Genomic DNA, 14,422 nt, shown 5'->3' with positions numbered 1-14,422 from the left:
CCGCTCCCCCGTCTCCCGATCATTGTTACGGTGCACCGGTGTCTGTCTCCTCACGTGATACCGCGGAAGGCGCCGGCTGGGGCGCGGCCGAACCCGGCACCTACAAAGGGCTGATGCCGCCCGAGGTCCGGAAGATCTCCTGGCTCGACCCCCGGATGCTGTGGGCGGCCCGCAACGGCGTCCTGGCCTCCCTGTTCGGGGATCCCACGGGCCGTACCCGAAGCCGGTGGGTGGCCCAGCGGGAGGCCGCCGGCGCACCGGCCGACAAGGTGATCCGGCGCGACGATCCCGACCGGTTCTCCTTCCTCGTCATCGGGGACACCGGCGAGGGCGACGACCCCCAGTACGCGGTCGTGCCCGGGTTTCTGAAGGAGGGTCAGGACACCCGGTTCGCCGTCCTCACCAGCGATGTGATCTACCCGGTGGGCGGCGCCGACGACTACGGCCCCAAGTTCTTCCGGCCGTACCGGGACTACAAGGCGCCCATCTACGCGATACCCGGCAACCACGACTGGTACGAGGACCTGGCCGCGTTCATGCGGGTGTTCTGCGACGACGCCCCGCCGCTCCCGCCGGAGCCCGCGCCGCGCCCGCTCAGCCGGGCCCGGCTGCGGTCACTCCTGTGGCACCGCCCGCGCGAGGGGGACGGACAACAGCTGGACGAGGCGAGGAAGTTGCGGTCGGACCCGGCCCAACTGGCCGCCCAGCCCGGCCCGTACTGGGCGATCGACGCCGGGCCGATCCGGATCGTCGGCATCGACACGGGGCTGCTCGGGACGATCGACGCCGAACAGGGCGCCTGGCTGCGGGAGGTGTCGAAGGACCCCCGCCCGAAGATCCTCGTCACGGGTTCGCCGCTGTACGTGGACGGCGAGCACCACCCGTGCGCCATCGAGGGCGGCGGCACCGTGGACGAGATCGTCCGGGATCCGGCCCACCGCTATGTGGCGGCGATCGGCGGCGACATCCACAACTACCAGCGCTACCCGGTGCGGGTGGGCGACCGCACGATCCAGTACGTGGTCGCGGGCGGCGGCGGTGCCTTCATGCACGCCACGCACACCATCCCGAAGGTCGACGTGGCGGGCGTCGGCGAGGACGACTTCCGCTGCTATCCGCTGCGCGGCGACTCCCTGGCGTTCTACAGCACGCTGTACGGCCGGCGGCTGCGGCTGCGCCGCTTCTTCACCCTGACCGAGGCGGAGGCCGCGGTCGTCGTCGCGGAGCGTCTGGGCATGCGGCTGACCCGTGCCCAGCAGGCCACGGCCCGCGTGACCTGGCGGGTCCGGCTGGTGGCGGCCCTGCTCGGCGCGGGCCGCCGGCCCGACCGCAACGCCCGGCTACGGCTGCCGGTGCGCAAGCTCTACACCCAGCTGTTCTCGCCGAGTTCGGCGACGTACAGCCCGCCGTTCTTCAAGTGCTTCCTTCGGCTGGACGTCGGCCCGGAGGCGATCCGGCTGCGCTGCCACGCCGCGACCGGGAACCTCGCCCAGGAACTCGACCCGCCGGTGGAGGACGAGGTGACGATCCCGCTGGTCCGAGCGCGGTGACGATCCCGCTGGTCCGAGGCGCGGCGGCGGGAACATCGCCGCCCGGGAGCGCGTTGCCCGAGCCGTACGGATGCGATCACCCGGTCATCGGACGACGGAGGGCCTGTGGCACCCATCTCCCGCCCCTTGCGCAAGCTGGGCTTCCTCACCATCGGGCTGTTCGACGGGGCGGACCCGGCCCGCGGCCACGAGTCCACTCTGGAGCTCATCGAGCTGGGCGAGCGCCTCGGCTTCGACAGCGCGTGGGTCCGCCACCGGCACCTGCAGTACGGCATCTCCTCCCCCGTCGCCGTCCTGGCCGCCGCCTCGCAGCGCACCCGCCGCATCGAGCTGGGCACGGCCGTGATCCCGCTCGGCTGGGAGAATCCGCTGCGACTCGCCGAGGACCTCGCCACCGTCGACCTGCTGTCCGGCGGCCGGCTCAACCCCGGCGTGAGCGTGGGCCCGCCGATGCACTACGACCGGGTCAAGGAGGCCCTGTACCCGGACACCGCCGACGCCGAGGACTTCGGGTACGGGCGGGTGCGGCGGCTGCTGGACTTCGTGCGCGGCGAGCGGGTCACGGACTTCAGCGGCACGGAGGGCTTCGAGGTGTTCTCCGACCGGGTGCAGCCGCATGCCCCGGGGCTGGGCGGCCGCCTGTGGTACGGCGGCGGCAGTCTGCGGTCGGCGCGCTGGGCGGGCGAGCACGGGATGAACCTGCTGACCAGCAGCGTCGTCAAGGTGGAGGACGAGCGGGAGGGCGCACCCGACTTCGCGCGCATCCAGCTGTCCCACATCCGCGCCTTCCGGGAGCGCCACCCCGAGGGGGAGCGTGCCCGCGTCTCCCAGGGCCTCGTCGTCATCCCGACCGACTCGGCGACACCCGGCCAGCGGGCCCGGTACGAGAAGTACGTCGCCGGGCGCACGTCCCGCACCGCCTCCCCGCAGGGCCCGGCACGACTGCTGTTCGCGCCGGACCTCCTCGGCACCTCCGAGGAGATCGCCGAACGCCTCCACGCCCACGCCGCGTTCCGCGAGGTGGACGAGGTGGCGTTCGCGCTGCCGTTCACGTTCGGGCACGACGACTACGTGCAGATCCTCACGGACATCGCGACCCGGCTCGGTCCGGCGCTGGGGCGTCCGGCGCCCTGAGCGGGGCGGCCGGGACCTCGTGGTCGAGCAGGTGCAGCGGGGCGGCCGACACCCCGGCCGCCTCGACGGCGTCCCAGTGGGCGAGGGCGCCGGGCAGGCCGACCAGGCCGTGCGTCAGCGGCAGGCGGCCGGAGGCCCGGCCCGGTCGCGTCGTGCGGTGCGCGTGCAGCAGCGACTCCAGCCGGCAGGAGGCCAGGGTGCCCGGGACGCCGGAACGCCCGGCGAAGCCGGCGGTCGCGACCTCCGGAAGGTCCTCGGCGAGCCGGGGCCTGGCGGCGCCGGCGTCCAGCAGCCCACCGCCGACGACCAGCACGTCCCCGCGCTCGCGCATGCGCTCCAGCGCCCGCGCGGTGTCGAAGCAGTGCGGGAAGGAGTCGTCGACCAGGACCGTGCCGGGGCGCAGCCGGGCGACGTCCACGAGCGCCGACGCGTCACTGACGGCGGTCACGATCACCTCGCTCGCGTACACCTCCTCGGGCAGCCCGGGGCCCGACTCCACGATCCGCACGGGCAGGCCGGGGTGCCGGCCCGTCAGTTCCGCCGCGAGCCGTTCGAGCCGTGGCCCGCTGCCGGGCAGGTCGCAGAGCACGAGGTGGGCCGGCGGGCGGGGTGACCGGGCGAGCAGCAGCCGCAGGGCCGAGGTGCCGATCGAACCGCAGCCGACGACGGCGAGGGACAGCCGGTCGAGCCGGCCCCCTGTGGCGTCGAGGGCGGCGTGCACGGTCTTCACCACGGCGACGGTCGTCGTGGCGTGCCCGGTGGTGATCGCCGCGTCCGTCCGGGCCTCCCGCAGCACGTCGAAGCCGTAGCCCGTGAGGGACGGGATCGTCCCGGCGAGGGAGACGCAGCGGGCGCCGAGCCCGGCCGCGTGCTCGACGGCCCGCGCGGTACGGGCCGCGAGGTCGCCGGCGGCGGCGAGTTCGTCGGCGAACAGCGGCAGGGCGACGAAGCCGGACAGGCCCAGCGGGGTGCCGGTCCGCTCCAGCAGCCGGGCGCGCCCGTCCGGGAACAGCAGCTCGCGGATCTCCTCACGGCCGGGGCGCGGCGTGCCGGGCGGCAGTCCGGCGAGGGCGGCGAGGTGTCCGGGGGCGGGCAGACAGCCGACGAGCGCCGCGTCCAGCGCTGGGGCCCGGCGGGGGTGGTCCGTGCCGGTCCGCAGCTCCTGGTGGATCCGCTCGGCCAGCTCGGCGGCCCGGCCGGCCGTGAGCGCCGCCGCTGAGGCGCGGACGGTGACCCGCAGCCGCTGCCCGCCGGACAGCGGCCGTACGGCGAGGAACACGTCGGTGCCGGGCGGGGGCGGGGCGAGGAGGGTGTCGGACGCGTCGGCGCTCAGCGACAGCGTGCCGCCGGGCGGCGCGCCCAGCGAGGTGAAGTCGAGGAAGGTGAAGAAGAACTGGGCGTGCCGGGGCAGCCCGGTGCCGGTGTCGGTGGGGCCCTCGGCGCGCGCGAGTTCCGTCTCGGCGGCGATCCGGCGCAGGTCGTCGGTGAAGGGGGGCCGCCGGCCGGGGCCGGCCGGCGGCTCCGGGCGCACCGCGACGGCCTGCGCGAACGGCCCGAACACCCGGCGCGCGTCCGCCGGCGAGTCCTCGCGTCCGGTGACGGCGAGGCCGATCACCAGGTCGGACTGTCCGGTGAGGGCGGTGAGGGCCCGGTGGTAGGCGGTGAGCAGCGGGGCGTGGAGGGTGCTGCGCGCCGCACCGGCCAGCCGGCGCAGCCGGCGCGTGGTGGCGGCGTCGACGGTGAACGCGGCGGTGTGGAACTCTCCGGCGCTCTCGCCGTCGGAGGGACGCAACACGGGTGCGGTGTAGGGGGCCTTCAGCCGGGCCCGGTACGCCTCGGCCCGGGCGCCGGACGGGCGGGGCCGCTCGGCGGACCGGACGGCATGGTCGCGGAAGGTGCTCTCCAGCGGGGGCAGGCCGGGGGGCAGACCCCGGTCGAGACGGTCGTACACGGTGAGGAGTTCCCCGGCGAGCAGGGCGGCGCTGTAGCCGTCGCCGATGAGGTGGTGGGCGTGCACGAGGAGGACGTGCTCGTCGGGTGCCGTGGTGAACAGGGTGGCCCGCAGCAACGGCCAGGCCCAGGGCTCCGGTCGGCGCCGCCCTTCTTCGGCGATCCGTTCCTCCAGCAGGTCGGGGTGGACGGTCTCCCGCGGCACGGGAAGCCGCAGGGAGTCCGGCAGTTCCTGCTGCACGGGCGGGCGAGCACCGGCCGGGAACACCGTGCGCAGCATGGGGTGCCGGGCCACCAGCACGTCGACGGCCCGTTGGAACACGTCCGGGCGAAGGCGGCCGGTGAGCCGGAACCGGGCGAGCCAGGCGGACCCGGCGGCGGGGTCGAGGGTGTCGGCGAGGAGGAAGCCCCGCTGGGACGGTGTGAGGGGGTACGGGCCGGTCCCGGCGGCGGGCGGGGCGGCCTCCGGGGCCGGTTCGGCGGCGTCGACGGCCTTCGCGAGCGCGCGCAGGGTGCGGTGGGTGTAGAGGACCGTCGGCCGTGGTACGGCGGGGAGTTCGGCCCGCATCCTGGCGAACAGCTCCAGCACCATGATCGAGTCGCCGCCCAGCTCGAAGAAGTCGTCGTCGGCCGTGACGTCCGGGGCGTCCAGCAGGGCCGCCCAGATCCGGGCGAGGGTGCGCTCGGTCGGGGTGGCGGGCGCCGGTGCGGTGGGCGTCGAGGTTCGCGGCGCTGGCAGGACGGCCGTGGACGAGGCGCCCGCCTCGCGGGCCAGCCGCTCGCGGTCGATCTTGCCGGTGCCGGTGAGGGGCATCGCGGAGACACCGTGCACCCGCCCGGGCAGCATGTACGGGGGCAGGGTGCGGGACAGGAACGCGCGCACGGCCCGGGTGTCCGGGACGGGAGCGCCGGGCCGGGGTTCCAGGTGGGCCACCAGGCGTCCCTCCGCGGGCAGGACGGCGGCGCGGGCGATGTCCGGGTGGGACAGCAGGACGGCCTCGATCTCGCCGGGCTCGACCCGGTGCCCGTGCACCTTGACCTGGTCGTCCAGCCGGCCGAGGAACGCGAGGACGCCGTCCGGGGTGCGCCGGACCCGGTCACCGCTGCGGTACCAGCGCCGTCCGTCCCGCTCGACGAACGCCGCCGCCGTGAGCCCGGGTTCGCCCAGGTACCCGGGCGTCAGTCCCGCTCCTGCGATGAGGAGTTCGCCCGCCTCACCCGGTGCGCAGGGGCGCAGGTCGGGCGTGACGACGTCCACGAGGGTGCCGGCGACGGGGCGGCCGATGGGCACGTGACGCAGATCGTCGGCCGGCCGGGCGTCGAGGATGTGGCAGGTGGCGTTGATGGTGGCCTCGGTGGGCCCGTACAGGTTGGCGACCCGGTGCCCCGGTGCGCCGCCGCACGCGTCGAGCAGGTCGAACCAGCGGCGGACCTGCGCGGCGGGCAGGGCCTCGCCGCCGACGTGCACCCAGCGCAGCGCCGACAGGACGGGCGGTGTCCGGTCCCGCTCGGCGCGGGCCTCGGCGGTGCTGAGGAGCCGTTCCCACAGGGTCGGCACCGAACTCCACACCGTGATGCGGTCGTTCACGACGCGGTCCAGGAGGGCGTCGGGGTCGCGGAGCACGTCACGGGAGAGCGTATGGACGCTGGCCCCGGCCAGCAGCGGTGCCAGCACCTGCCGCACGGAGGCGTCGAAGCAGACGGACGCCGTCTGCAACAGACGGTCCCCTGGCTCGTAGCCGAAGGTGGCCAGCGCCCAGTCGAGGTAGGTGAGCATCGACCGGTGGGTGATCGGGACGGCTTTGGGGCGGCCGGTGGAGCCCGAGGTGAGGATCACGTAGGCGACGGCGTCGGGGCCGGCGTGCCGGTCCGGGCCGGGGTCGGGCGGGGCGGCGTCGAAGCCGGGGCGGTCGGCGGACACCGCCTGCACGCCGTCGAGTCCGGCGGCCGCCTCGCGGGTCGCGGCGTGGCAGACCACGGTGGTGACGCCGGTCCGCAGCAGGTGCTCGCGTCGGCGTGCCGGCGGGTGCTCGGGGTCCAACGGCACCCAGCCCGCGCCCGTGCGGAGGATGCCCACGATGCCGGTCACGACGTCCGGGCCCTGCTCGACGAGGAGGCCGACCAGGTCGCCGGGGCCCACGCCCCCCGCGCGCAGCCGGGCCGCGAGGGCGGCGGAGGCCGCGTCGAGGGCCGCGTAGGTGAGCGTGGTCCGGCCGGTGTCGATCGCCACGGCGTCCGGCGTCGCGCGGAACCGGGCGAGCAGCCGGGCGGTGATGCCCTCGGCGACAGGAGTGTGGGGGTGACCGGCGGCGGCCCGCAGTTCCGCCAGGTGGTCCTCCGCCAGACGTGCGGTGGTCTCGCTCCGGAACAGGTGGGCGGGGTGGTTCCAGGAGAAGTGCAGCGTCGCGTCCGCCTCCCAGCACAGCAGGCCGAGCCGGGTCGCGGCGGAGGCGGTGGCCGCCGCCGTCGGCGTCACGGTCACGGACCGGCCGTGATCCTGGCGCACGGAGAAGCGCGCGAAACTGAAACCGGCGGGCGCCACCGTGCGGGGAACGGGCCCGCCGGCGGGCAGGGACGCGACGAGGTCGGGGCTGCCCGGGGTGCCGTGCGCCTCCGCCTCACGCCAGATGTGCCGCAGCCGTACGGCCAGTTCGGGCACGCTCTCGGCGGGGTCGACCCGCACGAACACGGGGAGGGTGTCGGCGAGCGGGCCCACCAGGCGCTCGATGCCGGGCAGGGCCGCCTCCCGGCGGGACCGTGCCACGTTGACCGCGACCTCCGGCCGCCCGCTCCAGCGGGCCAGACAGCGGACGTGGACGGCGAGGAGCAGATGGAAGAGGGAGACCTCGTGCCGGGCGGCCAGCGCGCGCAGGGCGGAGCTGAGCGCCGCGTCGGCGGTCGCCCGGTGGTGCACGGACGGCGGTGCCGGCGCGGCCAGCGGATCACCGTCGTACGGCAGGACCGTGGTGGGGTCCGCGGAGACGTGTGCGGCGATCTGCTCCCGCCAGTGGCGCAGGTCGCGGTCGAAGGCGGGCGTGTCGCGGCCGGCGGCGAGGAGGGCGGCGTAGTCACCGAACGCGGCCTGAGTGAAGGGCGGTTCGGTAGTGGAACTGTCCTCGACGAGGGTGGTGTAGAGATCCCACAGGTCCTCGCACAGGACCTTGAGGCTGTAGCCGTCGGCGGCGGCGTGATGCACGACGAGCAGTAGATGCGCGAGCCGGTTGTCCCGGCGGTCGCGGACGAGGAGGGCACGCACCGGGTCCTCGGCGGTCAGGTCGAACGGCCGGTTGCACAGGTCGAGTTCGAGGTCCGGCAGCACGCGGTCGGTGTCGTCGGTGTCGCGCACCTCGTACCAGCGGGGCGGGAGGTCGGCGGGTTCGGCGGGCCTCGTGTACTGCAGCGGGGGCACGGCTGTGGTGACGCGCAGGCGCAGCATGGGGTGCCGGGCGGCGAGGTGGGACAGGGCCCTGCCGAGCGCGTCGGTGTCGAGGGGGCCGCGCACGGTCTGCCGTACGTAGCCGTAGGCGGTGACGCCTTCGAACAGGGCCTCGGTGGTCAGGAAGGCGCGTTGCAGCGGGGTCAGCGGGATCGGGCCGTCGTCACCGGGGTGCCGCCGGGCGGGGCCGGGTGCGGGCGGGTGCTCCTCCGGGGGCACGGTCCGCAGGTGGGCGGTCAGTTCGCCGAGGGTCCGGTGCTCGAAGAGCAGGGTGGCGGGCAGCGGCCGGCCGAGTTCGCCCTCCAGCCGGCGCGCGAGGTCCACGGCGGTGAGCGAGTCCAGCCCGAGGCCGAGGAAGGGGTCGTCGTCGCCGATGTCGCGCGGGTCGCGGTGCAGGGCTTCGGCGAGGAGACGGCGGACCAGGTCCGTGGTGTCGTCCGCGTGCGGGGCGGGGTGCGGCGCCGGGACGAAGGGGGTGGCGGCCGCCGGTTCGACCCGTTCGGACGCCACCAGCAGATGCGGGGCGCCGGTCCCGACGGCGGTCCGGAGCGCGGTGATCGCCTCCCGCGCGGTCATCGGCGTCAGCCCCAGCTCCCGCAGCCGCGTCACGGACGCGGTCCCGGCCGCCGTACCCGCGTCGCCCACGGGTCCGAAGCCGACGGCCTGCCAGGGGCGTCCCGCCGCGTGTTCGGCTGCGGCGAACGCGTCGAGGAAGGCGTTGGCGGCCGCGTAGTCGCCGAGCGCACCGGCGAGGCCCGGCAGCACCGAGGCGACCGAGGAGAACACGACCCGCACGGCGGGGTCCTGGCCGTGGCGGCGCAGTGCGTCGGCGAGCAGGACCGTGCCGCGCACCTTGGCGGCGAGCGCCTGCCGGATCTCGCCGTCCGGCTTGGAGCGCAGGGTGCCGGGACGGACCGTACCGGCGGCGTGGAACACCCCGTCCAGCCTCGGCAGCGCGGCGACGAGGGCGTCCACGGAGGCACGGTCGCCGACGTCGGTGACGTGATGGACGGCCCGGGCGCCCAGGGCCCGCAGTTCCGTCAGCAGCGCCTCGGGGGCCGTCACCGAGCGTCCGGCGAGGACCAGTTCGCGGGCGCCGCCGGCCGCCAGGTCGCGGGCCAGCGCGGAGCCGAGTCCGCCCGCTCCCCCGGTGATCAGGTAGGTGCCGCCGGGCGGCAGGGCCCGGACGGGCGCCTGGGTGTCCGGAAGGGCGGTCCGCGTACGGCCGAGGCGGCGTCCCGAGCGCCATGCGACCGTCGGCTCGGCGCCCGGTCCGTGGGCGGCGCACAACTCCCGTTCCAGGGCGTCGAGCCGGGCGGGCAGGGGATCGGCGCCGGTCAGGTCCACGCCCCGTGCCGTCAGACCCGGGTGCTCTCCCGGGAGGGCCAGTGCGAGCCCGTGCGCGAGCGCCCGTGCCGGGGCCGCGGCCTCGTCGGAGGTCCCCGTGGCGTAGGCGTCCTCGGTGACGACGAGCAGGCGTGTCGGGCCGGTGGACAGCAGGTCGAGGACGCGGCGCAGCGACGCCAGGGTGGCGTCGACGGCCGTGTCCGTGTCCCGCGCGGCGTCCGTCAGCCACACCACGGTGTCCGGTGCCGGGCCGTCGTCCGCCACGGCCACCCCGGTGGCCGAGAGCCGCTCGGCGAGGGCCCGGCCCAGCGCACGGTCCGCCCCGACGAGCCGGACGGCCCGCGGCGGCTCCCCCGGGACGAGCGGGGCGCCGGCCCAGTCCAGGCGCCGGACCACGGCGTCGGCGCCGGGCTCGCCCGGCCAGTGGCGACGGCGCCGGTACGGGTACGTCGGCACCTGCACCCGGGCGCGCCCGGTCGCGCGGTGCGAGAGCGGGCGGCGCAGGGTGCCTCCGCGTGCCCACAGCCGGCCGACGGCCTCCAGCAGCGCCCGGGCGTCGCCCTGAGCGGGTGTCAGCACGGCGGCGTCGTGGGCGTTCCGGGCGGCGGTGGCGCGGACGGCACCACTCAGCGTGTCGGCGGGCCCGAGTTCGAGGAAGGTGTCGTAGCCGTCCCGCAGCAGCCGTTCCACGGCCGCCCCGAACCGTACGGGGGCGACGGCGTGCCGCTGCCAGTACGCGGGCGTGAGATCGGGCCCCCAGTCGGCGGTGACGGTGCTCAGCATCGGCACCCGCCCTGGCTCCGCCGTCAACCGGCCCGCGGCGTCCCGGAGCGGGGCGAGGACCGGCTCCAGCAGCGGGGAGTGGAAGGCGTGCGAGACGCGGAGCCGGCGGGTGCCGACCCCTCGTGAGGTCAGCTCCGCCAGGGCCTGGTCGACGGCGGCGGCGCTTCCGGAGATCACCACCTGCCCGGGCCCGTTGACGGCGGCGACGGCCAGGGAGCCGCCGGACGCGGCGACGAGCGCGGCGACGGTCTCCTCGTCGCCCCGGACGGCCGCCATGACGCCGGGGCGGGCCTTCTCCGCGACGAGCCGGCCACGTTCGGCGGCGAAGCCGACGGCCTCGGCGAGGGTGAGGGAACCGGCGGCACAGGCGGCGGCTATCTCTCCCACGCTGTGCCCGGCGACCGCGTCCGGCCGCACCCCCCACCGCTCCATCTGCCGGGCCAGGCCCACCCCGTACGCGACGAGCAACGGCTGGGCGACCTCCGTCGCGGCCAGGTCGCCGGGGTCCGCGTCCGGGTCCAGGCACCAGTCGGCGAGCGAGCGGCCCCGCACCGGTCCGACGAGCGTGGACGCCTCGTCGAGGACCTCGCGGAACGCGGGTGCCGCCTCGTACAGGGCGCGACCGGAGCCGGGGCGCTGGGCGCCCTGGCCGGGCAGCAGGAAGACGGTCCTGGGGCGGGTGGGCCGGACGTGACCGAAGTCCTGGGCGCGGGCGGCCTCCAGCCGGTCCGCGAGGTCGCCGTCGGCGGCCAGGGCGAGACGGTGGGGGCCGTCGTCCCGGGCGGTCCCGACGGCCGCGCAGACGTCGGCCTCGGACAGCTCGGGGTGGGCGCGGAGATGGGCGGCGAGATCCCGGGCGGCGGCCCGCAGGGCGTCGGTGCTTCGGGCCGACAGCGTGAGCAGGTGCGGGCCCTGGCCGGCCGGCGGTGTCCCGGGCGTTCGGGCGGGCGCCTCCTCCAGGACGGCGTGGGCGTTGGTGCCGCCGAACCCGAAGGCGTTGACGCCCGCGACCAGCGGTCCGGGGGCCCGCCAGGGCCGTACGGCGTCGACGAGCCGGAATCCGGGGGCCAGGCGCTCCAGGGAGGGCGCCGGGGGTGTGCAGTTCGGTGAGGGCGGGAGGCTGCGGTGCCGGAGCACCAGGACCGTCTTCACCAGGCCCGGCATTCCGGCGGCGTTGAGGAGGTGCCCGACGGTCGCCTTCGCCGAGCCGAGCAGGCGCGGGAGCCCGTCGGCGCGCGGCGGGAAGGCGTGCCCGAGCGACTGGGCCTCGACCGGGTCGCCGATCGGGGTGCCGGTGCCGTGGGCCTCGACGTACGACACGGTGGCGGGGTCGACGCCGCACTCGGCGTAGGCGCGGGTGACGACCTCGCGCTGGGTGCGCGGGTTGGGCGCGAGCAGGCTCAGGGACCGGCCGTCGTTGTTGACGGCGGTCCCGCGCACCAGGGCGAGGACGGGATCGCCGTCGCGTACGGCGTCGTCGTGCCGGGCGAGCACGAGGGCCGCGCCGCCCTCGCCGGGCACGAGGCCGTCGGCGGCGGCGCCGAAGGGCCGGCTGACACCCGTCGGGGACAGCGCGCCCGCGTCGGCGAGCAGCCGGTGGCCGGTGGCGGTGAGGGCGAGGTGCACTCCGCCGACCACGGCGATGTCGCACTCACCGGCGAGCAGGCTGCGGCGGGCAAGGTGGAGCGCCACCAGCGCCGAGGAGCAGGCGGTGTCCACGGCCAGGGCGGGCCCGTCGAGGTCGAGGGCCTGGGAGAGACGGGCGGCCACCAGGTTGGGAAGGTTGCCGGTGAGCGCGCCGGGGTGCCCGGCGAGGTCGCCGCCGGACGCCTCGGCCAGCACGTCGCGGTAGCCGCTGTCGCCGACGGCCGCGAACACGCCGACTTTACGGCCCTCGCGGCGCGGTCCCGCGTATCCGGCGCGTTCCAGGGCCTCGTGGGCGAGTTCCAGGAAGACGCGGGCCTGCGGGTCGGTGGCGCGGGCCTCGGCGTCGTCCATGCCGAAGAAGTCCGCGTCGAAGTCCGCCGGACCGGGCAGGAAGGAGCCGAACCGGCCGCCGGCCGGCGTCGGTCCGCCCCAGCGGCCGGCCGGTACGGCGGTCACGGTGTCCCGGCCGGAGACGAGCAGCTCCCAGAACTCCTCGGGCGTCTCGGCTCCGGGGAACCGGCAGGCCATGCCGAGCACCGCGACCGGCCCGCCGCCCGGCGCCGGGGACGGGTCCTCGGGGCGGTCGGGCACCGCACCGCCCGTCAGGGAGAGCACGTGCCCGGCCAGCGCGGCGACCGTGTCGTGGTCGCGCACGACCCGTGGTTCCAGCGGCACGCGGAACGCCTCCTCGAGCGCCGCGAGCACCTCCATCGCCTTCACCGAGGAACCGCCGAGGGCGAAGAACCCGTCCTGTGGGCCGATGTGTCCGGGCGTGAGGTCGAGCACCCGCGCCCAGATCCGCCGGACCGTCTCCTCGGCCTCCCGCCGCGACGGAGGCACCGCTCGCGGCCGTCCGCCCCGCGCCTCGAAGGGCCCGCGCGGGTTTCCGGCGCGCGCGGCCGCGTACCGCTCCTGGACCTTCGCGTACCGGCCGGCCTCGAACCGTTCTCGCATCAGGGAGCGCCGCAGCTTGCCGCTGGTCGTCCGGGGGAACGCCCTGGGCGGCAGCGGCAGGACCCGGACGTCGTCGTGGCCGAGCGCCCGGCGCACGCGGGCGGCCACCGCGTCCAGCACCGGCAGGGCGGTGGCCGGCACGGCCCGCGCCCACTGCACGAACACGACGACCCGGTCGTGCCCGGCGCCGGGGTCGGTGGAGCCGACGACGGCGACGGTGCCCTCCGGCAGCCCCGGCGTGGCGGCGGCCGTCTCCTCCAGGTCGGTGGCGTGGAACGTCCGCCCGCCGGCGAAGACGACGTCCTTGTGCCGCCCGGTGACGCACAGCCGCCCCTCGTGGAGGAAGCCGAGGTCGCCGGTGCGCAGCCAGCCGCCGGTGAACGCGGCCGCGCTCGCCTCGGGGTCGCGGTGGTAGCCGCGTGCCACCTGGGGGCCGCGTACCTCGATGTGTCCGATCCGCCCGGCGCCGAGCGCCTCGCCGGTGCCGTCGGTGATGCGGACCTCGCAGCCGGGGACGGGTGCGCCCACGTCCATCAGTTCGACGGCGTCGTCCTCGCCGGGGACGGCGCGTCCGGCGCTCAGCGCCCGCCGGTCCAGCCGCAGCGGTACGGCGGTCTCGCCGAGCGGGGGCGCGGTCACGGCGAGGGTGGCCTCGGCCAGTCCGTACACGGGCAGCGGGGCCGTGGCGTCCAGGCCCGCGCGGCCGGCCCGTTCGGCGAACTCCCGCCATACGCGCGGCGCGATGGGCTCGGCGCCCACGAGCATGAGCCGTACGTGGCGGAGGTCCAGCGCGGCCCAGGCGGTGTCGGGGACGCGGCGCAGGCACAGGGCGAGCGCGAAGTTCGCGGCGGACAGCAGGGTCGCCCGGTGCCGGGCGGCCGTCTCCAGCCAGCGCACCGGGTGTTTGGCGAAGGCGAGGGGTTCCAGCCGCACCTGCTTCAGGCCGGCCGCCAGGGGGACGAGGTGGGTGCCGATCAGGCCCATGTCGTGGAAGTACGGCATCCAGGTGGCCAGCACGTCGTCCGGGGTGATGGCCAGGGAGGTGCGGATCTGCCGCAGGTTGGCCAGGACGGCCTCGTGGGTGAGCTCGACTCCCTTGGGGGCGCCGGTGCTTCCGGAGGAGAACTGGAGGAACGCGAGGTCCCCGGGGGCGCGGTGGACGGGTTCCCGGAGCGGGTCGCCCGCGCGCAGCTCCGCGAGCCGCAAGGGGCGTACGGGACCGGGCAGTTCGGCGAGAAGCCCTTCGGTGCCGTCGTCCACCAGTACGTCGGGCCCGCCCAGGAGTTCCCGCACCGGGCCCACCCTGCGTGCCTCGGGGGCGAGGGGCACGGGGACGAGCCCTGCGGCGAGCGCGCCCCAGAACAGGGGCTGGAAGCCGGCGCCGGTGTCCGCCAGGAGCGGCACCGGTGTGCCGGGCGCCGGTCCGGCCGCGCGCAGGCTCCCGGCGACGCGCAGGGCATCGTCACGCAGGGCGGCGTAGGTGACGACGTGTTCGGACCCGTCGCCCCGGACGTGGACGATCTCCTGCCCCGGGGCGTCCTCGGCCGCGTGCAGCAGCACGTCGAGGAGCGTGTCGGGGGTACGGCGTCCGGCAGCCGGCATGTGCGTCCTTCCTGGTCCC

General features: G+C 76.4%; 3 protein-coding genes. 2 read left to right on the top strand and 1 reads right to left on the bottom strand.

Annotation, left to right across the window (positions count from 1 at the left end):
• Positions 1 to 38: 38 nt before the first annotated feature.
• Positions 39 to 1,550 carry a metallophosphoesterase family protein gene (locus ADL34_RS25090; protein ID WP_062671792.1) on the top strand — a complete coding sequence of 504 codons (1,512 nt, stop codon included), beginning with the start codon at positions 39 to 41 and terminating at the stop codon, positions 1,548 to 1,550.
• A gap of 105 nt (positions 1,551 to 1,655) precedes the next feature.
• Positions 1,656 to 2,684: an LLM class flavin-dependent oxidoreductase gene (locus ADL34_RS25085; protein WP_062671791.1), complete on the top strand. Its 1,029-nt coding sequence runs from the start codon at positions 1,656 to 1,658 to the stop codon at positions 2,682 to 2,684.
• Here ADL34_RS25085 and ADL34_RS25080 read toward each other — a convergent pair.
• Positions 2,632 to 14,403: a hybrid non-ribosomal peptide synthetase/type I polyketide synthase gene (locus ADL34_RS25080; RefSeq protein ID WP_063892363.1), complete on the bottom strand. Its 11,772-nt coding sequence runs from the start codon at positions 14,401 to 14,403 to the stop codon at positions 2,632 to 2,634. The two genes, ADL34_RS25085 and ADL34_RS25080, sit on opposite strands and share 53 nt — an antisense overlap.
• Between the last annotated feature and the right edge of the window lie 19 nt (positions 14,404 to 14,422).

It is taken from the genome of Streptomyces sp. NRRL WC-3605 (assembly GCF_001509795.1).
Taxonomy (GTDB): domain Bacteria; phylum Actinomycetota; class Actinomycetes; order Streptomycetales; family Streptomycetaceae; genus Streptomyces; species Streptomyces viridochromogenes.
Note: the sequence above shows the minus strand (reverse complement) of the source record. Positions and strands in the feature narration are given on the sequence as shown.

What these genes read in the sequence shown, in the direction of transcription:
- ADL34_RS25080 (WP_063892363.1), bottom strand. Translation starts at nt 14,403, where the DNA reads ATGCCGGCTGCCGGACGCCGTACCCCCGACACGCTCCTCGACGTGCTG.